A 20,256-nucleotide genomic window follows, 5' to 3' on the forward strand; every position below is an offset into this window, starting at 1 on the left:
AACAGGGCAGTCCACACGCTGTTTTTCCGGTTATGGCGCAGCGTAAAATGCCTCAGGATTCTTCGCCATGGGGAGGGCTTCCTTCATCCATACGAATCCCCTGCAAAAATGGAACCAGTTGAAATATGTTTCGTCTATCCTCATAAAAAGCAGAGAAAGGTGGATGTACTATGACAGAGAATGTTCGGCAAGGGCTTCATGGGACGGCGTCATCCTGAACGAGCTCGATCCGACCATTCGCGGATAGGAAATAAAAACGAAATCCCCCCATCCCGAACGCTCCCAGGAGGAGCGGGGATGGGGGGATTTGTCTGCTTATTTCGTGGCCCAGTTGCCGGTGGCGCTGGCCTTCAGATAGGCGTTGATGAAACCGTCGATGTCGCCGTCCATGACCGCGTTGATGTTGCTGGTCTCATAGGCGGTGCGGTTGTCCTTCACCAGCTGGTAGGGCATGAAGACGTAGGAGCGGATCTGGCTGCCCCACTCGATCTTGAGCTGTACGCCCTTGATGTCGGAGATCTTTTCCAGATGGGCCTCCATCTTGAGCTGCACCAGGCGGGAGCGGAGCATCCGCATACAGTTGTCCCGGTTCTGGAACTGGCTGCGCTCGGTCTGGCAGGAGACCACCACGCCGGTGGGCTTGTGGATCAGGCGCACGGCGGAGGAGGTCTTGTTGACGTGCTGGCCGCCCGCGCCGGAGGAGCGGTAGACCTGCATCTCGATGTCCTCGGGACGGATGTCCACCTCCACGTCGTCCGGGAGCTCGGGCATGACCTCCACCGCGGAGAAGGAGGTCTGACGGCGGGCCTGGGCGTCGAAGGGGGAGACGCGCACCAGACGGTGCACGCCGTGCTCGCTCTTCAGATGGCCGTAGGCGTTCTCGCCGGAGATGGTGATGGTAGCGCTCTTGATGCCGCCCTCCTCACAGTCCTGATAGTCCATGGTCTTGCAGGCATAGCCGTGGCGCTCGGCCCAGCGGGTGTACATCCGGTAGAGCATCTGGGCCCAGTCCTGGGCCTCGGTGCCGCCGGCGCCGGCGTGGATGGTCAGGATGGCGTTGGAGTTGTCATACTCCCCGGTGAGCAGGGAGGAGAGGCGGGCCTCCTCGATGTCGGCCTCCAGCTTGGCAAAGCCCTCCTCCAGCTCGGGCAGGAGGGAGTCGTCCTCCTCCTCATTGCCCATCTCGCACAGGGTCATCAGGTCAGACCACTCATTCCGGCGGCGCTCCTGGCCCTCCAGCTTGCCCTTGAGCTGGGAGATGCGCTGCTGGACCTTCTGGGCCTTCTCCAGGTTGTTCCAGAAGCCGTCGGAGGCGCTCTCCGACTCGAGCATCTCCACCTCACGGGCGGCGGCCTCCAGCCCCAGGGCCTGGTCCAGATCGTCCAGGTCGGGCACGATGTTATTCAGTTTTACCTTATATTCGTCAAATTGAAGCATGATACACACTCTCACTATTTGATGATGGTTTAGCTTTCCTATTATATACAAGAAACAGCGAGATGTAAAGTAAAACTGTGAATAATCCGCAAAAAGAGTACCTTATTCAGCGCTGGCTGACCAGCCAGTCCGGCCCGGTGGGCTCGGTACGGAAGATGAGATCGTCCACATCCTCCCTGGGCGGGGCGGCGGGCGGAACGGGGCGGGGATCGGGATCGGGCATGAGGGCTCCTCCTTTCTCTGGGTCTGGAATCGGGCGTCCATGGGACGTACAGACCAGTATATGCGTTTCCCGTTTCAAAATGTGTCTAAGGGGGGCGGAAAAAAAGTTGGAAAAAAAGCTTGACATCCACAGATGGGTGTGGTATTCTAATTGAGCACTCAGGAAGTGCACGAGACTGGAACGCCGGAGTGGCGGAATTGGCAGACGCCCGGGACTTAAAATCCTGTGGGACTCAAATCCCGTGCCGGTTCGATCCCGGTCTCCGGCACCATATCGCGGGATAGAGCAGCTTGGTAGCTCGTCGGGCTCATAACCCGGAGGTCGTAGGTTCAAATCCTACTCCCGCAACCATACAGAAAAGCGACTTGTTTCGACAAGTCGCTTTTTGTTTTATCCAAACGCCGGAGGAGGGCGGTTTTGTGGAGGATCTGGAGCAATTGAAGGAGTGCGTCCTGTTCCGGGGCGCGGCGGGCGCGGCCCTGGAGCGGCTGGCGGGTAACGTGGAGGAGCTCCCCGCCGGGCGCATCGTGATCCAGGCGGGGGAGACCCTCGCCCGCCTGGGGATCCTGCTGGAGGGGACCATGCGGGCGGCCAAGCTGGAGGAGAACGGGGCGGAATTTCTCTACCAGCAGCTCCTGCCCGGCTATCTGGTGGCGGGAGAGGTGCTGTGCACCCCACGGCGCACCTGTCCCTACACGGTCTACACCCAAGAGCCCTGCCGGGTGTGGTGGGTGCCCTGGGAGGAGCTGCGGGGGGAGGGGCTGCCGGTGGAGCTGCGGCTGGCCCTGCTGGAGAACCTCCTCTTCTTCGTGGGCAACCAGAATATGAAGAAATACTACAAGATCGATGCTCTCTCGGTGAAGAGCGCCCGGGCGCGCATCCTGAAATACCTCACCGCCCAGGCCGCGTCCCCCACGCCGTCCGCCGTGCCCGCCACGCCGGCCGCCACGCCCACGGCCTCTCCCGCCGGGGAGAGCCTGGAGGGGCACAGCCTGCTCATCTTCTGCGGGGCGGGCATGAAGGAGCCCTTCTCCGCCATCGCCCAGGCCTTTGAGGAGGAGACCGGCTGCACGGTGGAGGTGACCTATGCCAACGCCGCCCAGATCCAGACCCAGATCAACACCGCCCAGGAGGGAGATTTCTTCATTGCCGGCTCGGAGCAGGAGGTCAAGCCCGTGGCCGAGCTGGTGGAGGACTCCACCCCCCTGGTGCGCCACATCCCGGTGATCGCGGTGCAGACGGGCAATCCCAAGGGGATCGCCTCCCCCGCCGACCTGGCCGGGGAGGGGGTGCGGGTGGTCATCGGTGACCCGGAGGCCACCCCCATCGGAAAGATCGCCAAGCAGGTCTTTGCTGACTTCGGCCTGACCGATCAGGTGGACATCGTCTCCCAGACCACCACCGCCCCCGCCATGACCACCGCCCTGGCCGCCGATGAGTGCGACGCGGTGGTGGTGTGGAAGGAGAACGTGAAGGAGGGAGAGGCCGAGATCGTGCCCAGCGAGGAGATGGAAGCCTACATCAAGACCATCCCCGCCGCCCGGCTGACCTGCTCGGACGACCCGGAGGCCGCCGATGCCCTGGAGGAGTTCCTGGCCGGGGAGACGGCCCGCTCCATCTGGACCGGCTGCGGCTATGAGCTGGCGGAGTAAGACCCCCTTTCACCCCCTGGAGTGGGTGAGCCTGGTGCCGCTGCTGGCGGTGCTGGGTATGTGGCGGTCAACCTGTGGGCGGTGGTGGCCGGGGGACTGCCCCACCTGGGGGAGGCCCTGGGGCAGCGGGAGACCCGCTTTGCCCTGTGGCTGAGCCTGTGGACCACCACGGTGTCCACCCTGCTGTGCGTGCTCATCGGCATCCCCTGCGCCTACCTGCTCGCCTGCCGGGAGCTGCCCGGCCGGGGACTGGCCCGGGCGGTGCTGGAGCTCCCCCTGTCTCTGCCGTATCTGGTGCTGGGTCTGTGCCTGTTGACGGTGTGGTCCTCCCCCGCCGGGAAGGCCCTCAAGGAGCTGGGGCTGCGCATCGTCTTTGACCCCAAGGGGATCGTGGCCGTCCACCTGCTCATCAACCTGCCCTTTGTGATCCACCTGGCCGCCGAGGCCTTTGAGCGGGTGGACCCGGAGCTCCCCCTCACCGCCCAGACTCTGGGGGCCACCCGGATGCAGGCATTCCGGTATGTGACCCTCCCCCTGTGTGTGCCAAGCCTCGCCTCGGCGGTGCTGCTGGCCTGGAGCCGGGGCATCGGGGAGTTTGGGGCCACCCTCATGCTGGTGGGGGTGACCCGGATGAAGACGGAAACCCTGCCCGGGAGCATCTATCTCCACATCTCCACGGGCGAGAATGATCAGGCGCTGGCCACGGCGCTCCTCCTCCTGCTCCTCTCCCTGTCGGTGCAGGGGGTGAGCCGCCTGGCCGGACGGAAAGGAAGCGACTATCTATGACGTCAAAGGAGCTCTATGAGACCCTCCGCCGCTCCCTGGAGGGGGTACTGGCGGAGGAGGGAATGGAGGCCGAGCGGGTGGAGATCAACGCCCGGGGCCTCACCCCCGAGGAGGCCATCGGCCACACCCAGCGCACCGATTTCCCCATCCTCACCGGAAAGGAGGTCATGCTCATGGCCACCTTCCGGGGTGCCATGGGACAGGCCTTTACCGACGCCCCCGCCCGGTTTGAGGGCACCCTCCGGGACATCCTGTCCCTGGATCTGGAGGGGGATCCCCACGCCCGGGGGCTCTTTATCGCCTCCCTCAACGCGGTGATGAAGGCCCTGGGCCGGGCCGACAACACGGTCCACTGCAAGGACGGCGGCCCGGAGTTCTGCGCCCGGCACATGGCCGACTGGGTGGCCGAGACCTACGGCACCCCCAGGATCGCCCTGGTGGGCTTCCAGCCCGCCCTCATCGGGGCCCTCTCCCAGCGGTTCCCCCTGCGGGTGCTGGACCTGAACCCGGACAACATCGGCAAGGAGAAGGACGGCTGCCCCGTGCTCTCGGGAGAGAAGTGCCGGGAGGAGACGGTGGCCTGGGCCGATCTGGTGCTCTGCACCGGCAGCACCCTGTGCAACGGCACCATCGTGGACTACCTGGACCTGGACAAAGAGGTGGTCTTCTTCGGCACCACCCTGTCGGGCGCCGCCCCCATCCTGGGGCTGAAGCGGGCCTGCTTTGCCGACGAGAGCATGAAATAAGATGATAAGATGAAATGGAAACGCCCTCTGTTCCCCATGAGTGGAACAGAGGGCGTCAGACTGTCAAAAAAGTGTACATCTGCGATTGGCGCTGCAAGAGCCTCGCAGAGTTCCGCCGTCCGCAGACGGCGGAAAAAAGTCAAAATCGTGTTTTCCGGCGGCGTGTACGTCGGAAAACACTCTGCTCAGGCCGCAAGTGTGCGAGCGCAAGCGAGTGCATGAAGGGGCCTGCATTTTTGAGAAGCGTGTCGAAGTTCTTCGACACGCTGACGCCCCCGGTTCCCAAAAGCGGAACCGGGGGCGGTTTTGCTATCCTTCGGCGGGGGGCGCGGAGCGGAGCTGGTCCAGCTTGTAGGCCACCCGGAGCTGGAGCTGGGTCTCCACGTCGTGGATGGGCAGGCCCAGCAGCCGCTCGATCTGGGTCACCCGGTAGACCACCGTGTTGTAGTGGCTGTGGAGGAGCTGGGCGGTCTTCTGGGTGTTGCACCCGGCCTCCAGATAGACCCGCAGGGTCTCCAGCAGGGCGGTGCGGTGGCTGGCGTCGTACTCCCGGAGGGGGCGGAGGAATTTGTTCTGATACTGCTCCACCGCCTCGTCCTCGGGCAGGAGGGCCAGGAGGTAGAGGATGCCCAGCTTGTCGTAGGTGATGATGTGATCCCGGATGCCGCAGCGCTGGCTGATGCTGCTCACCGTGCGGGCCTGCTGGTAGGCCTTGGGCAGGTCCTGGACCGGATAGGCGCTGCTCAGACAGAAGCTCATGTCCCCCTTGTCCATGATGTAGTTGAGCTTTTCCGTGAGGAGGGAGAGCTCCCGCAGGGAGGCCGCCGCGTCGGGGCGGTCCTCCACCACCAGGATGAGCTTCCCCTCCAGCACGGTGAACATGATGTTGGAGTCCAGATTGCGGATGATGTGGCGGATCACGTTCACGTCCTGGCTGCGGAAACGCCCGGCGGAGCGGGTGGTGTTCAGGTTGACGATGGCCACATAGTAGGACTGGTCGGCCCGGACCGGATACCCGTCGCTCTGGGCGGCAACGCAGATGTGGATGGCGTCCCCCAGGCGGCCGAAGAGCCAGTTCTCCACGAACTGCTGCTTGTACTTCCGGCGCAGCTTCTTCAGGGCCAGGGCGTTTTTCATCTCGGCGGCCAGCAGGTGGCGCACCCGGTTGATGACCTGCTGGTCCACCGGGCTGAGGGGGCCGTAGTACTCCGGGATGATGATGCGGATGCCCGTGGGGCCGCCGATGTCGAAGAAGTGGACGGGGACCTGTTCGCTCTTTCCCTCCCGCCGGATGGTGAGGGTGTGGCGGTTGGTGCGCTTGTAGAGCTGGCGGATGATGTCGTCCTGCAGGGGCTCCAGCAGGAGGGAGCGGCTCTGGGGGGAGACCAGAAGCTCATTCTCCTCGTCAAAGATCATCACCGGGTTGGCGATGACCTCCTCCACGGCCAGAAGGGTCTGCTCCGGGTCGTCCGAGCGGAGAAAGGCCCCCAGCAGCCGCTCCATCTTGTCCTGGATGACCTGGAAGGAGTGGGTCTCCCGCTGGAAGAGGGCCTCCATGCTCTCCTGCACGATGTTGGAGAAGATGGCCGTTATGGGCAGCTCCACCAGGGGGAAGTCCAGGGCCTGGGCCTCCTTCACCACGGCCTGGGGCAGTCCCTGGCGGAAGCGGGTGGGCTTGAGGCACAGGACGGCCACCCCCTTGTCCCGGATGCGCCGCAGCTGGGTCAGCAGCAGCTCATCCTGCCCTCGGAAGGCATAGCCCGAGCTGATGATACAGTCCCCCGCCTCGCCCCAGTCGGAGAGCTGTGCCCCCTCGATCACGTTGGCGCGGAGAATGGCGCGGCCGGTCTGATCCGCACCGGCGCGCAGAAGGGCCCCCTCCATGGCGCTGAGCTGGAGGAGGTCTCCCAGGGTAAAATCCAGGGATGGGTCGGGGGCGGTGGGTGTTCGGTGCATGGCTGGTACCTCCTCTGTCTGGGTAAAAAAAGGCCGGACGGGCACGTTTTCCCTTTATACGGCCGGTTTGACACCCAATCATTATAGTCTTTTTCACTGAAAAGGCAAGAGAAGAACCGGGTGTTTTCCGTCGCTTTTGTGAACGCTTCCCAAAATTGCACGAATCAAATTGGTGTCAGACCACATTGTTTTGGTGGAAAGTGCCAGTTATAATAGGGCATGTGAACCAAGGCAGCCCTTAGGTTGGTCCTACCAACCGGAAGAAGACCGCCGGGGGCCTCTGATTGGAAAGAAACGGGGAATCACAGTGAAAGAATATGTCTATACGGTCAAAAGCAGTCTGGGCATGCACGCCCGCCCCGCCGGAATGTTCGTCAAGCTGGCCAAGCAGTGTGAGTCGGTCATCGAGGTCTGCAAGGGCGATAAGCGGGTCAATGTCAGCCGCATCCTGGCAGTGATGGGCATGGGCATTCAGCAGGGCGATACCATTACCCTCACCGTAGAGGGGCCGGACGAGGAGACGGTGTTTCCTCAGCTCCGGCAGATCTGTGAGGAAAATCTGTAAACAAACCGCGGGAAGGGAGGAGCCCTTCCCCGGGAGACGGGAATAGGAGGAATGTGACTATGAGACGACTGGGTAAGATTTTCCGGGAAGACGGCCGCACCGTCATTGTGGCCATGGACCACGGCATGGGGATGAACGTCAACCCCGCCCTGGACCGGACCGGTGAGATCCTGGAGGCCATCGTGGCCGGCGGCGCCGACGCCGTGCTGACCACCTACGGCATCGCCAGCAAGTACGCCGACATACTGCGCCATGTGGGACTGATCCTCCGCTGCGACGGCGGCTACTCCGCCATCCCCAGCGCCGCCAACGGCCATCCCCGGATGCTCTTCTCGGTGGAGGACGCCCTGCGCCTGGGCGCCGACGCGGTGGCCTGCAACGGCTTCCCCGGCACTCCCACCGAGCAGGACTGCATGAAGAACGTGGCAGAGCTCTCGGCCCAGGGCCGGGCCTGGGGGATGCCGGTCATGGCCGAGATGCTCCCCGGCGGCTTCGGCAATGAGGTGCCCAAGACGGTGGAGAACGTCCGCCTGGCCGCCCGGACCGGCTGTGAGTACGGCGCCAGCATCATCAAAACCACCTTCACCGGCACGCCCGAGGAGTTCCGGGGGGTCATCGAGGCCTCCTACCAGCCCGTGGTGGTGCTGGGCGGGGAAAAGACCAGCCAGCTCTCCGACCTCTTCGTCTGCATCGAGCAGGCCATCTCGGTGGGTGCGGCCGGCGTGGCCATCGGCCGCAACGTGTGGAAGCATCCCGACCCCGAGGCCGTGACCCGGGCGCTGGTGGATCTGGTCCACAACGGCAAGCGGGCCGCCGACATCCAGGGCCTGTAAGAGAGGAGGGGAGCGACATGATTCCGGAAACCATGAAAGCCATCGTCGTGACCGAGCCCCGCAAGGCGGAGGTCAAAGAGCTCCATACCCCCGTCCCCGCCGCCGGCGAGGTGCTGGTGCGGGTGGAGAAGGCGCTGATCTGCACCTGGGAGCAGCGGATCTTCTCCGGCGGCGACGTGGCCCTTCCCTTCGTGCCCGGCCATGAGATCTCGGGCACTGTGGCCGCCATCGGCGAGGGGACCTTCGCCAACGTAAAGGTGGGGGACAAGGTCGTGGTCAAGACCTTCGACAGCTGCGGACAGTGCGAGCAGTGCTACCGGGGCCATGACAACGAGTGTACCGGCAACGCGAAAAAACGGTTCTATGACGGCATCCCCGGCACGGGAGGCTTCGCCCAGTACCTGGCTATCGGCTCCGAGCGGGTCTATGCCCTGCCGGACAAGGAGGCCGACCTCTCGGTGGCCGCCTTTGCCGAGCCGCTGGCCTGCTGCCTGGGCAGCCTGGACCAGGGCGAGGTGGACTTCGGCGAGGACGTGGTCATTGTGGGCGGCGGCATCATGGGCCAGCTCCACAATGTGCTGTGCAAGAAGCGGGGCGCCCGCACCATCCTGATGGAGCCCGACCCCGCCCGGCGGGAGATGGCCAAAAAGATGGGGGCCGACGTGGTGGTGGACCCCACCCAGTGCGATCCCATCCAGACCATCCTGGAGCTGACCGGCGGCCGGGGCGCCCACGTGTGCTTCTACACCGTCAACGTGCTCTCTCTGGCCCAGGATTATCTGGAATGTCTGGCCAAGCGGGGCCGTATGGTATATTACGGCTCCTTCCATCCCAGCGGACCCATCCAGATCGACCCCAACAAGATCCATTACAGTGAAAAGCGCATCACCGGCTCTTACAGCCCCACCGCCAGACATTTCTGGACAGCGTCCCGGCTTCTGGGGTATCATCTGATCGATGTGGAGCCCTTCATCACCGAGCGCTATGCCATGGAGGATTGCCAGATCGCCTTTGAGCGGGCCTCCAGCCCGGAGACCTACCGGGTCCTCATCGATTTGAGCGGGGATTGACCGTATCCCTGAAGCGGAAAGGAACGAAACAGCGTGATCAATTTGATTCTGATTAGCCATGGCGCCTTTGCAGCCGGTGTGCGGGAGGCGGCCGAGATGATCCTGGGCCCCCAGGAGAACCTGGAGGTGTTCGGCCTCTACCCGGGCGACACGGTGGAGACCTTCTCCCTCAAGCTGGAGCAGGCCATCGACGCCTTCGGAGACCCGGATCACACCCTGATCCTGGCCGACCTGCCCAGCGGCACGCCGTCCAACACCGCCATGCTGATGGTGATGAAGCACCATGTGCACGCCCTGTCGGGTTACAATCTGCCCGCCCTGCTGGAGCTGCTCACCCTCCGGGAAGAGATGGAGGCCGGGGAGCTCATCGCAGCGGCCACCGAGGCCGGACGGGAGGGCTTTGTCAACGCCGAGCAGGTGATCGCAGAAAGGGAGGGAACCGTATGAGCGTGGTATTTTACCGCATTGACGACCGCCTGATCCACGGACAGGTGATGACGGGGTGGAGCAAGGTCTATCAGGCCACCCGGATCTTCGTGGTGGACGACAAGACCGCCCAGGACCAGTTCCTGTGCCAGGTCATGAAGATGGCGGTCCCCCGGGATTACGACGTACACATCTACACGGTGGAGCAGGCCCTGGAGGCCATCGCCAACGATCCCCCCGAACTGCGCACCATCGTGCTGGCCAAGACCCCCGATGTGATGCAGCGCCTGCTGGAGGGCGGCGCCCCCATGAAGGAGCTCAACCTGGGCGGCATGGGCTATGTGGCCGGCCGGAAGATGATCCTGCGCAACATCCAGGTCTCTCCCGCCGAGCTGGAACAGCTCCAGGCCATCGCCGCCAAGGGGGTGCGGGTGTTCTGCCAGATCGTGCCCGACGGCAAGTGCATCGAGATCGACAAGGTCAAGCTGTAACACCTGTATTTTCTCCTGCGCGCCCATGAAAACTCCGCGGGGAACCGACGGCGGGGGACGAAAGGAGGGCGTTGCCTGCCGTACTGATAGATTGTCCCGGATTCTGAGCGAATGAAAAGAGGAGGTCATTTGTTATGAGTTGGTTGCAAGCCCTGATTATCGGAGTGCTCTACTATCTCTCCGACGCACCCTGGTTCTTCGGTGAAGGATATTACGTGCTCCAGCGTCCCATTGTGGCAGGCTTCCTGACGGGCCTGGTCATGGGCGATCCCGTGACGGGCACCATCATCGGCGCCACCATCAACCTGATCTATCTGGGCCACCTGAACGTAGGGGGCTCCATGCCCTCCGACATGGCCGTGGCCGGCTACATCGGCACCGCCCTGGCCATCGCCACCAACGTCAGCACCGAAGTGGCTCTGGCCATCGCCGTTCCCCTGGGCCTGCTGGGCACCATCTGGTGGGTCGGCAAGATGACCATCGACTCCTTCTTCGTCCACTGGGCCGACAGCTATGCGGCCAAGGGCGATGAGAAGGGCGTCATGCTCATGAACTGGCTGCCCAGCGCCGTGATGATGCTGGTCTTCAAGGTCATCGTGGCCGTGGTCATCCTCATGGCCGGCGTGCCTCTGATGGAGAGCTTCCTGAACGTGGTGCAGGGCACCAACATCCTCCACGCCCTGGAGGTGGTGGGCGGCCTGCTGCCCGCCCTGGGCATCGGCCTGAACCTGCGTGCCATCCTGAAGAACGAGACCATGCCCTTCCTGCTGGTGGGCTTCCTGCTGGTGGCCTACTTCCAGATCAGCATCGTGGGCGTGGCCATGTTCGGACTGGTCTTTGCCCTCATCTACATGCAGATGAATCAGAAGGAGGATGCGAGCTATGGCGGCTAATGTGGAAAACAATGCGGTCCAGGAGACCGATAAGCGGATTAAGCTGGACAAGAAGGACATCCGCCGCTCCTACTGGCTGTGGCAGTTCTTCTCTCACGCCAACTACAACTACGAGCGCATGCAGGGCGGCGCCTTCGCCATGTGCATGGCGCCCATCATCAAAAAGCTCTATCCCGACCGGGAGGAGAAGATCGCCGGCCTTCAGCGCCACCTGACCTTCTTCAACACCAACCCCAACGTGGGCGCGGTCATCCACGGCGCCGTCATCTCCATGGAGGAGGAGCGGGCCAACGGAGCCGAGATCAGCGACGAGGCCATCAACGCCGTCAAGACCGGTATGATGGGCCCCATGGCCGGCATCGGCGACGCGCTGGACCAGGGCGTCATCATCCCCCTGGTGGTGGCTCTGGGTATCAGCTTCGGCAGCACCGGAAACCTCTTCGGGCCCCTGCTGGTCCTCATCGGCCTGCCCATCATCCTGATGCTCATCGCCTACAACTGCTGGATGAAGGGCTATTCCCTGGGCAGCAGCGCCATCACCGCCATGCTGGCCGGCGGCCGGATGAAGCAGCTCATCGGCGCGGCGGGCATCCTGGGCTGTACCGTCATGGGCGGCCTGGTGGCCACCTCCGTCAGCTTCAAGACCGCCATCGCCTTCAACATCGGAGAGCAGGCCTTCGATCTGCAGAGCCAGCTCTTTGACGCGATCATGCCGGGTCTTCTGCCTCTGGGCGTGACCCTGGGCGTCTACGCTCTGCTGCGGAAGGAGAAGTTCACTTCCATCCAGATCATGCTGGGTCTGGTCGTGATCGGTTTTGTCGGCGGAATGGTCGGCATCTTCTGATCGAAACCGAGCAAGCCGGGCGGCAGACCTGCCGTCCGGCTCGTTTTTACAGGAGGGACATGGACTATGACCACATTACATGGACAGGGGGTCAGCCGTGGCGTGGCCATCGGCCCCATCCACCGCCTGGGGAGCGGCCCGGCCGAGCTCCGGCCCAGGAGCGGCGCCGTGCCCGAGGAGGAGCTGGCGCGCTTTGAGGCGGCCCGTGCCCAGGCCGGCGTGGAGCTGGAGGAGATCTACCAGCAGACGCTGGAGACCCTGGGGGAGGAGAACGCCCTGCTCTTCCAGATCCACCAGATGGTGCTGGAGGACCCGGATTTCTGCGAGGGGGTGGAGGAGCGCATCCGTGACGGAGCCGACGCGGCCTATGCCGTGCAGGAGGCCTCCCGGGACGCGGCCGCCGCCTTCGCCGCCATGGACAACGACTATATGCAGGGCCGGACCGCCGACGTGCTGGACATCGGCGCGCGGCTCATCCACATCCTGAACGGGACGGAGGAGGAGGCCCTGGTCCTCACCGAGCCGGCCGTCCTGGCTGCCGAGGACCTGGCCCCCAGCCAGACCGCCCGCCTGGACCGGAGCAAGGTGCTGGCCTTCGTGACGGCGGGCGGCTCGGTCAACTCCCACACGGCCATCTTTGCCCGCACCATGGGCATCCCGGCGGTGGTGGGCCTGGGCCGCTCCCTGGAGCTGCTCTCCCAGGGCCGGGAGGTGGCGGTGGACGGGAGCACCGGCGAGGTGGTCGTGGCCCCCGACGGGGCGGTCCGGGCGGAATTTGAGGCCCGGCAGAGCGCCGCCTGCGCCGAGCGGGCGGAGGCCGAGTGCTACCGGGGCCGGGCCAGCGTGACCCGGGGCGGGCGGAAGATCGAGCTGTGCGCCAACGTGGGCGGCCCGGAGGACATCGAGGCCGCCCTGGCGGGAGACGCCGAGGGCATCGGCCTCTTCCGCAGCGAGTTCCTCTACCTCCAGCGCAGCGACTACCCCGATGAGGAGACCCAGCTGAGTGCCTACCGGGACGTGCTGGAGCGGATGGGGGGCAAGCGGGTGGTCATCCGCACCCTGGACATCGGCGCCGACAAGCAGGCCGACTACTTCCAGCTCCCTCCCGAGGAGAACCCCGCCATGGGCATGCGGGCCATCCGCATCTGCCTGACCCGGCCGGAGGTCTTCCGCACTCAGCTGCGGGCCCTGTACCGGGCGTCGGTCTACGGGAAGCTGGCCATCATGTTCCCCATGATCACCTCCCCCGCCGAGGTGCGCTCCGTCCTGGAGGCGGCCGCCGCCGTCCGGGGGGAGCTGGACGCCGAGGGCATCCCCTATGCCGGAGATGTGGAGCTGGGCATCATGATCGAGACCCCGGCCGCCGCCCTCCTCAGCGAGGAGCTGGCCCGGCAGGTGGACTTCTTCAGCGTGGGCACCAACGACCTGACCCAGTACACCCTGGCCCTGGACCGCCAGAACGCCAGCGTGGCCTGCTTTGACGACCCGGAGCACCGGGCGGTGCTCCGCCTCATCGCCATGGCCGCCGAGAACGCCCACCGGGCGGGCATCTGGATCGGCATCTGCGGCGAGCTGGGGGCCGACCCGTCCCTCCTCCAGACCTTCCTGGACCTGGGGATCGACGAGCTGTCCATGAGTCCCGGCGCCATCCTGCGCACCCGGATGCAGGTGTGCCAGATGGGGCAGTGATCCTGAAAAAAGAAGTGCGCCCCCGGTTCCAAACCAGCGGAACCGGGGGCGCGTCTGCGCGGCGGGAGAGCGGGTCAGCGGGGGCGGGAGAGGGAGAGCTCCTCCGCCCGGTACCAGCGGCGGGTGCCGTCCTCAAAGAGCACCCGGAACACGCCCTCCTCCCCCACCTCCACGATGGTGCCCTCGGGCCGGATGGCCGGGCGGCAGCCCACACAGGCGCCGGCGGTCACCACCACCCGGGTCAGGAGGGGAATGGTCTGCTTGCACGTGACATTCATAGCGATACACTCCTCTGTTTCAGCGGCGTGTCCCCGGCGGGGACGGCCCTTGTCGATGTATCCTATGCCGGGAAAGGGAAATTCAGAACCGGAAGGAGAGCCCTCCTCCCAGAGGCGGGCAGAAGGACACCGGATGGAGGAAAATCCATCCAAAAAGCCGCGGCTTTGTGAAAAACAGTTCAGAAAAGGGCAAGAATCGCCAGTTTATTTTCCACATCGTACCGTTGCCGGGCGGGGGGATCTATGCTATACTAAAGCCGGTGAAAATCTGTTTTACAGCCTGCGATAGAACCATTCAATAAAGGAGGGAATTTTTCATGCGCCTGACCAATATTAAGGATGTCCAGAAGTTTATCGACGTGGTCAACTCCTGCGAGCACGAGGTCTACCTGAAGTCCCTGGAGGGGGATATCTTCAACCTGAAGTCCTCCATGTCTCAGTACATCGCCATCGGCCGTCTGATCCAGGAGTCCGGCTCTTCTCTGGAGCTCTTCGCCAACGATAAGAACGACCAGATCCGCCTGATCAACTTCCTGCACGATCTGAACGCGGAGTAAACAACGCACAGGAGGGCCGCACCTGCCGGAGAGATCCGCGGGTGCGGCCTTTTTGCCGGAGGGAACGACCATGAATCTGAAGCTCACCATCCAATACGACGGCACCCGCTACGACGGCTGGCAGCGCCAGGGCAACACGGGCAACACCATCCAGGGCAAGCTGGAGGGGGTGCTCTCCCGCATGGCGGGGGAGGCGGTGGAGATCCACGGCGCCGGGCGCACCGACGCGGGGGTCCACGCCCAGGGCCAGGTGGCCAGCGTCCGCCTGCCGGGCACATGGGAGCCCGGGGAGGTGCGCGCCTATCTCAACCGCTATCTCCCCGAGGACATCGCCGTGATCGGCGTGGAACCGGCGGGGGAGCGCTTCCACGCCCGGCTCAACGCCGTGGGCAAGACCTACCGCTACGCCATCCGCCTGGGGGATGCCCCCGACGTGTTCCGCCGGAAGTACCAGCTCCGGGTGGAGGAGACGCTGGACCTGGCGGCCATGGAGCGGGCGGCCGCTGTCCTGACCGGACGGCACGACTACCGCTCCTTCTGCTCCAACCGGCGCTTCAAGAAGTCCACCGTGCGCACGGTGGACGCCATCCGGATTGTGCGCCGGGGGGACGACCTGGACCTCACCTTCCACGGGGACGGCTTCCTCTACCACATGGTGCGCATCCTCACGGGAACTCTGCTGGAGGTGGGCACCGGAAAGCGCGCCCCCGAGGAGATGGCGGCCATCCTGGCCGCCCGGGACCGCTCCGCCGCCGGTCCCACCGCCCCGCCCCAGGGACTCACCCTGGTGGAAGTGGAATACGCATAAAGCGCTTCTCAAAAATGCAAGCATTTTTTCGAGGGGATGCAGGCCGCCGCGCGCATCGTCGGGGCAAAGTCCGCACCGTTCCCCCCGGCCTGACGGCCAGGGCTCACTTCACTCCCTTGCCCCTCCTCTCCCTAACAAACCCGCTTCGCTGGGCTTCGTTTGGGTCCCCGAGGGGGGGCCACACACTTGCGGCCTGAGAAGTGTTTTTTCCGACGTACATGCCGCCGGAAAAAACGATTTGATTCTATTCCGTTGTCTGCGGACAACGGAACTCTGCGAGGCTCTTTCTCCGTTGATGGATAGACGAAGTCCGCCGGACAACAGTCCGGCGGACTTATTTTTTGATCAGATTGTTTTATCAGGCGGGACGGATGACCAGCTCCCGGATGAGGCCGGAGACCGGGTCATAGCTCTCGATGGTGGCCAGAGCGTGGTTGACCTGGCCGCCGTAGTTGATGTAGAGGTTCACGGTGCGCTCGTCCACGATGCGGGGGTCCAGTACGGACAGCCCGCCCAGGACGAATTTGTTGTGGTAGAACATCTCCACCGCCCAGCGACCGTAGATGTAGTAGTTCTCATTCTTGATGCGCAGGGGGCAGTAGTCGAACAGGCGGCACTCGTCGGCAAAACAGGCGGCCATGGCCTTGTGATCCTTTGCCTGAAGGGCGCGGACAAAATCAGCGATGATCATAGCAGGTCCCTCCTCAATACACTTTTTCCGAGTTGAGCAGCGCGTCGGTCCCGCCGTCCACAAAGAGCACCACGCCGTTGACGCCGTGGGCCTCGGGGGAGGCCAGGAAGGCGATGGCGTTGGCGATGTCACTGGGGTCCATCAGCTCGCCGCTCTCATAGTTGACGGGCACGGGCAGAGCCTCCACAGCCGCGCGCTGCTCGGGGGAGAGGCCGTCGGTCATGGCGGTACGGACGTTGCCGGGGGCCACTGCGTTGAGCCGCACCCCCTGGGCCCCCCAGCTGGCGCTCATCCGCCGGGCCCAGCGGGCCAGGGCGTACTTGGTGGCCGCGTAGAAGGAGTGGGCCGCCCGGGGATCATAGTCCTTCACCAGCTCCAGGATGCGCGCCTCGTCGGCCTGGTTGTTGAGCATGCCCACCACGTCCATCCGGGCCGCGCCCTGGACGATGGAGTTGGAGGAGGTGACCACACAGCTGCCGCCCTTTTTCTTCAGAAGGTCGAAGGCTCCTGCGGCCATCTCGGTGGCCCCGAAGTAGTTCAGGGAGATGATGAGGGGAATGTTCCGGTTGACCCCCGCGTTGCAGATCATGGCGTCGATGCCGTCCGGGTAGCGGCGGTGCAGCTCCTCCAGCGCGGCGGAGCGCCCGGCGGGGGTGGCCAGGTTGGCGTTGATGTCCCCGTCCTTCAGGTCGATGTTGACGGTCTCATGGCCCCGCTCCTTCAGGATTTCCACCGTGCGCTTGCCGATGCCGCTGGAGCCGCCGGTGATGACGTAGATGCCCATAGATACTCCTCCTAACAATTTGTTTTCTTATCTAACAATAAGTTTGATGTCAAAAGTACAAAAAGTAAACTGTGAAGTATTACAAATAAAATGGAGAAGAAAACATGCAAAACGGTCAAAACATCCAAAAAGAAGCCGGGCAAATCTGTGATTTTTTTCACGATTCGTCTAATTTATTTTTTCACAAAGAGAGGGGGCCTTTTTGCCGGGGAAGGGGGCTGATTCTCGCCGGAGAGTTTGCTATAATAGAAGCAATCTTGCCCTCCGTCCCGCCGGACGGAGGGCCATCTGTCACCGAGGAGGGACTTCCATGCACGAGAGAGCGGAAAAGACGCCCTGGGCCGCCCGGGCATGCTATGCCCTGGGAGGACTGGCCGCCGGCCTCTTCCTGGGGGTGCGCCTGGCGGCCTTTCTGGTCCAGGCCCGGGGCATCCCCCTGCCGCTGGGGGCGGCATTGGCCCTGGGGCCCCTGCTGGCCCTGCTGGGCGGGCTGTGCGCCCCCCTGGTGAACGGCCATCTGGCCCGGTACGCCTTCGGCGGGCAGCGGGCGGGGTGGGTCCTCTACCCCCTGTGCGTGGTCTTTGCCCTGCGCTTCCGGGGGCTGGTGCTGGACCGGGCCGTGGAGGGGGGCGGGATCGCCCTCTCCCGGGGGATGAACCTGCTGGTCCTGGCGGGGGGCGGGATTTTGCTGGCCCTCTTCCTCCTGCACCTGCTCTTCGCCCTGCGGGAGTGCCTGGGCGGGGCGGGGACGTGGCTGCGGGGCCTCTCCCGGCGGGATGTGTGCGCCATCCTGGTCCTGTGGGGGCTGGTCAACCTGCTGGTCTACGCCTACGCCCGGGGGAGCGCCACCATTTACAGCTGGGACAGCGCCATCTACTGGCGCAGCACCTACTCCCTGGCCGAGACCTTCCGGGACCAGGGGATCGCCGCCGCCCTGAGCCGGGTGTATGAGTCCATCTTTACCACCGACTACAACGACACCATCGGCCTGCTCTGTGTCCCCTTTGCCCTGCTTTTCGGGCCCTCCCGGCTGGTCTATCTCATGTCCATCGGGAACTTCTGCCTCTTTCCCACCCTGCTGCTCCTCTGGGGGTACGCCCGCAGCCTGCGCCCCCGGGGCTATTGGCTCCCGGCCGCCGGGATGCTGGCCTTGCCCTCCCTCTTTTACACCTCGGTGACCGGCTATGTGGACATCGCCGGGACCGCGGTGGCCCTGGGGGCCCTCCTCCTCCACCTGAAGGAGCCGGGGAAGGGTCGCTTCTCCCGCTATCTGCTGATCGGACTGCTGGCCGCCGGGGCGGTGGTGCTGCGGCGGTGGTACGCCTTCTACGCCCTGGCCTTCCTGCTGGTCCTGTGCGTGGAGGCTCTCGCCTTCCGCCGCTCCCCGGCCCCGGTGCTGGGGTACCTGTGCGGCTTCGGCTTCCCGCTGCTCTACTTCCTCCAGACCTTCGTCTCGGGGCGCCTTCTGGCCGACTACGCCCAGATGTACGCCGCCTATGACCTGGGACTGGGGGTGGATGTGCGCATCCTCCAGCGGTACTACGGGCTCTTCCTCCTGTTGGCGGCGGCGGCCCTGGGGCTGTGGCTGTGCCGGGGGAAGGCCACCCGGCGGCAGGCCCTCTTCCTCCTGCTGGAGCCGGCGGTGTGCGCCTTCCTCTTCGTCCATGTCCAGTCCCACGGACAGCAGCACCTGCTCCTCTACGCCCCGGCCCTGGCCTGCCTGCTGGTGCTGGGCTTCCACTACCTGGCCGGACGGGGGAGACTGGGCGTGATTTTGACGGCGGCCATCGTGCTCCCCACCGCCCTGAGTCCCGCCCTGCCCCGGGTGCAGTCGGGGATCATCCAGGACTATCCCCTCATCCAGATGCTGCCCACCTTCTCCTACGCCCCGCCCCGGCGGGAGGACGCCTATGAGATGGTGGAGCTCATCCGCCGCCTGGACGAGTTCGGAGCGGAGGGGAAGAAGGTGGGGGTGCTGGCCTCCTCCTTCGTCCTGAACCAGAGCGCCCTGGTCAACGCGGAGGACTCCCTCAACCTGCCCCGGGTGTCCGACGTGGACCGGGACGAGTATCTGGTCAACCTGGCCGCCGTGGACCAGCGGGACGGCTTCTGGGACAGCATCTACACCTGCGACATCCTGGCCGTGGCCGATCCCATCCAACTCCACCTGGGGGAGGAGAACCAGCAGGTGGTCTGGGCCCCCGCCCACTGTCTGCTGGAGGGGGAGGCCATCGCCGGGGCCTACCGGAAGCTGGATGAGACCTTTGTGCTGGAGAGCGACGGCATCACGGTCTATTTCTTCGAAAAGCTGCGGGAGCCCACGCCGGAGGAAAAACAGGAGCTGGCCGACCTCATCCGCCAGGTCCACCCGGAGATGGAGATCCACACAGGCGCTTAGAGCGTATGAAAAAGGGGCCGCGCTTCCAGAAAGAAGCGCGGCCCCTCGGACTATTCGTAAGAAGGATCTCTGCGGTTGCGGCAAGAGCCTCGCAGAGTTCCGCCGTCCGCAGACGGCGGAAGGAAGTTGAATCGTGTTTTCCGGCGGCATGTACGTCGGAAAACACTCCCCTCAGGCCGCAAGCGTGCGCCCTAAAGGGGCGTGCGACGCAGCGGACTGCATCCCCTCTCAAAAATGCCCGCATTTTTGAGAAGCAGCGTGTCGAACCGGTTCGACACGCGGTTAAAAAGACAGCGCGTGGCGGTGGGTCCAGCGGTGATAGCGGGCCTGCTCCTCCTCGTCGGCGAAGGGCTGGCCGTACTGCCGGGCGGCGACCACCTGGGCACTCTGGGCGGTGTCGGCCAGGGCGGCGTCCTGGGGAGCGGCGCACTCCCCCGCCACCACGGCGGCCAGGGACTCGCACTCGCTGTCACTGAAGCGGGCGAGCAGGTGGAGGAAGCTGCGCAGATCCTCCCCGTCGGAGAAGACGCCCGCGCAGATCTTCAGGGACGCGGCACAGGCGGCCAGGCAGGGGTCATCCCCCAGCTCCTCGGCCATGTTCCAGGCGATGGTCCCTGCGCTGGCCATGTGCAGGGCGGTCCAGGCTGCCTCTTCCCCGGACCCCAGACGGGTCAGCAGCGCCGATTGCAGGGTAAAAAGTCGATTCATACCAGTTCACGTCCCTTTCGGAGATTGGTTCCCCCGCCCGGGAGAAACGGCGGGAGGCGAGTGTTTCCTCTATATTGAAAGTCATTATAGCACACCCCCCGACAGGGGGGAAGTATGGAAGAAATTCTTGTGGACTACGCCGTCTATTTTCGAATAACTGGTATTTATTTTGGGCAAAAACACAATGAAAATGGTTTCTTTCTGTAAAAAATAGCTTACAAAGCGGAATCGGGGCGGGCCGCTTGCAATTTGGAGGGGAATATGCTATACTGTCTCACAATGATGCAGGCGCATCCAATCTGTGTGGAAGGAGCAGGTGAGCCCAGGTGGACGAACCTCCCTTGTGTCAACAGAATCGAGCGATTTTTAGGACAGCCTTACTCCCGTGGTGAGATAGGGCTGTCCTTTCCTGCGTTGAGAC

General features: G+C 64.2%; 20 protein-coding genes and 2 tRNA genes. 16 read left to right on the top strand and 6 right to left on the bottom strand.

What is annotated here, in order from left to right:
* Positions 1-315 precede the first annotated feature (315 nt).
* On the bottom strand, positions 316-1,437 hold the full coding sequence (gene prfB / locus INF37_RS12495; protein WP_186963490.1) for a peptide chain release factor 2: 1,122 nt from the start codon (positions 1,435-1,437) through the stop codon (positions 316-318).
* Between the two features lie 405 nt (positions 1,438-1,842).
* Between prfB and INF37_RS12500 the strand changes: the two genes are divergently transcribed.
* The 5 genes from INF37_RS12500 (at position 1,843) to INF37_RS12520 (ending at position 4,844) form a co-directional block, all read left to right on the top strand.
* Positions 1,843-1,931, top strand: a tRNA-Leu gene (locus tag INF37_RS12500).
* Positions 1,932-1,934: 3 nt separating this feature from the next.
* Positions 1,935-2,011: transfer RNA gene (locus INF37_RS12505), tRNA-Met, on the top strand.
* Positions 2,012-2,079: 68 nt separating this feature from the next.
* Positions 2,080-3,312: a substrate-binding domain-containing protein gene (locus tag INF37_RS12510; RefSeq protein ID WP_193538611.1), complete on the top strand. Its 1,233-nt coding sequence runs from the start codon at positions 2,080-2,082 to the stop codon at positions 3,310-3,312.
* Positions 3,313-3,372: 60 nt separating this feature from the next.
* On the top strand, positions 3,373-4,098 hold the full coding sequence (locus INF37_RS12515; protein ID WP_193538613.1) for an ABC transporter permease: 726 nt from the start codon (positions 3,373-3,375) through the stop codon (positions 4,096-4,098).
* Positions 4,095-4,844 (top strand): Rossmann-like domain-containing protein, encoded by a 750-nt coding sequence (locus tag INF37_RS12520; RefSeq protein WP_193538615.1) that lies wholly within the window; start codon positions 4,095-4,097, stop codon positions 4,842-4,844. The genes INF37_RS12515 and INF37_RS12520 overlap by 4 nt, the downstream gene beginning before the upstream one ends.
* A 309-nt stretch (positions 4,845-5,153) precedes the next feature.
* Here the strand turns inward: INF37_RS12520 and INF37_RS12525 are convergent, their stop codons facing one another.
* Complete coding sequence (locus INF37_RS12525) at positions 5,154-6,800, bottom strand: PucR family transcriptional regulator (protein ID WP_193538617.1); 1,647 nt, start codon at positions 6,798-6,800, stop codon at positions 5,154-5,156.
* 307 nt (positions 6,801-7,107) lie between these two features.
* Here INF37_RS12525 and INF37_RS12530 point away from each other — a divergent pair, with 307 nt between their 5' ends.
* From INF37_RS12530 to ptsP, 8 genes are all read left to right on the top strand, one after another.
* Positions 7,108-7,365, top strand: coding sequence for an HPr family phosphocarrier protein (locus INF37_RS12530; RefSeq protein ID WP_180956748.1), 258 nt, complete (start codon positions 7,108-7,110; stop codon positions 7,363-7,365).
* A gap of 59 nt (positions 7,366-7,424) precedes the next feature.
* A complete protein-coding gene (locus INF37_RS12535; RefSeq protein ID WP_193538619.1) occupies positions 7,425-8,198 on the top strand; it encodes a class I fructose-bisphosphate aldolase in 774 nt (257 codons plus the stop codon).
* A gap of 17 nt (positions 8,199-8,215) precedes the next feature.
* Complete coding sequence (locus INF37_RS12540) at positions 8,216-9,268, top strand: zinc-dependent alcohol dehydrogenase (protein ID WP_193538621.1); 1,053 nt, start codon at positions 8,216-8,218, stop codon at positions 9,266-9,268.
* 33 nt (positions 9,269-9,301) lie between these two features.
* Positions 9,302-9,715 carry a PTS sugar transporter subunit IIA gene (locus INF37_RS12545; RefSeq protein ID WP_101691785.1) on the top strand — a complete coding sequence of 138 codons (414 nt, stop codon included), beginning with the start codon at positions 9,302-9,304 and terminating at the stop codon, positions 9,713-9,715.
* On the top strand, positions 9,712-10,185 hold the full coding sequence (locus tag INF37_RS12550; protein ID WP_101691786.1) for a PTS system mannose/fructose/N-acetylgalactosamine-transporter subunit IIB: 474 nt from the start codon (positions 9,712-9,714) through the stop codon (positions 10,183-10,185). Before INF37_RS12545 ends, INF37_RS12550 begins: the two co-directional genes overlap by 4 nt.
* 134 nt (positions 10,186-10,319) lie before the next feature.
* Positions 10,320-11,078 (top strand): PTS mannose/fructose/sorbose/N-acetylgalactosamine transporter subunit IIC, encoded by a 759-nt coding sequence (locus INF37_RS12555; protein ID WP_101691787.1) that lies wholly within the window; start codon positions 10,320-10,322, stop codon positions 11,076-11,078.
* Complete coding sequence (locus INF37_RS12560; protein ID WP_101691788.1) at positions 11,068-11,922, top strand: PTS system mannose/fructose/sorbose family transporter subunit IID; 855 nt, start codon at positions 11,068-11,070, stop codon at positions 11,920-11,922. The genes INF37_RS12555 and INF37_RS12560 overlap by 11 nt, the downstream gene beginning before the upstream one ends.
* A gap of 66 nt (positions 11,923-11,988) precedes the next feature.
* Entirely contained in the window at positions 11,989-13,611 is a 1,623-nt protein-coding gene (gene ptsP, locus INF37_RS12565) for a phosphoenolpyruvate--protein phosphotransferase (protein WP_101691789.1), read from the top strand.
* A 74-nt stretch (positions 13,612-13,685) separates the two neighbouring features.
* Here the strand turns inward: ptsP and INF37_RS12570 are convergent, their stop codons facing one another.
* Entirely contained in the window at positions 13,686-13,889 is a 204-nt protein-coding gene (locus tag INF37_RS12570; RefSeq protein ID WP_101691790.1) for a hypothetical protein, read from the bottom strand.
* A gap of 317 nt (positions 13,890-14,206) precedes the next feature.
* Between INF37_RS12570 and INF37_RS12575 the strand changes: the two genes are divergently transcribed.
* Positions 14,207-14,446: a polya polymerase gene (locus INF37_RS12575; RefSeq protein ID WP_193538623.1), complete on the top strand. Its 240-nt coding sequence runs from the start codon at positions 14,207-14,209 to the stop codon at positions 14,444-14,446.
* Between the two features lie 70 nt (positions 14,447-14,516).
* Positions 14,517-15,254: a tRNA pseudouridine(38-40) synthase TruA gene (gene truA / locus INF37_RS12580; protein ID WP_193538625.1), complete on the top strand. Its 738-nt coding sequence runs from the start codon at positions 14,517-14,519 to the stop codon at positions 15,252-15,254.
* A 358-nt stretch (positions 15,255-15,612) separates the two neighbouring features.
* Here the strand turns inward: truA and INF37_RS12585 are convergent, their stop codons facing one another.
* On the bottom strand, positions 15,613-15,945 hold the full coding sequence (locus INF37_RS12585) for a Cif family virulence factor (protein WP_101691793.1): 333 nt from the start codon (positions 15,943-15,945) through the stop codon (positions 15,613-15,615).
* A 13-nt stretch (positions 15,946-15,958) separates the two neighbouring features.
* The gene (locus tag INF37_RS12590; RefSeq protein ID WP_186963476.1) at positions 15,959-16,729 is read right to left on the bottom strand and encodes an SDR family oxidoreductase; all 771 of its coding nucleotides are present in this window, start codon (positions 16,727-16,729) and stop codon (positions 15,959-15,961) included.
* Between the two features lie 310 nt (positions 16,730-17,039).
* Here INF37_RS12590 and INF37_RS12595 point away from each other — a divergent pair, with 310 nt between their 5' ends.
* Positions 17,040-19,127 (top strand): glycosyltransferase family 87 protein, encoded by a 2,088-nt coding sequence (locus INF37_RS12595; protein ID WP_193538627.1) that lies wholly within the window; start codon positions 17,040-17,042, stop codon positions 19,125-19,127.
* Positions 19,128-19,409: 282 nt separating this feature from the next.
* On the opposite strand, the gene INF37_RS12600 is transcribed toward INF37_RS12595, so the two are convergent.
* Positions 19,410-19,835, bottom strand: coding sequence for a hypothetical protein (locus INF37_RS12600; RefSeq protein ID WP_193538629.1), 426 nt, complete (start codon positions 19,833-19,835; stop codon positions 19,410-19,412).
* Positions 19,836-20,256: the final 421 nt, after the last annotated feature.

This window comes from Pseudoflavonifractor gallinarum (genome assembly GCF_014982855.1).
GTDB lineage: Bacteria > Bacillota > Clostridia > Oscillospirales > Oscillospiraceae > Pseudoflavonifractor_A > Pseudoflavonifractor_A gallinarum.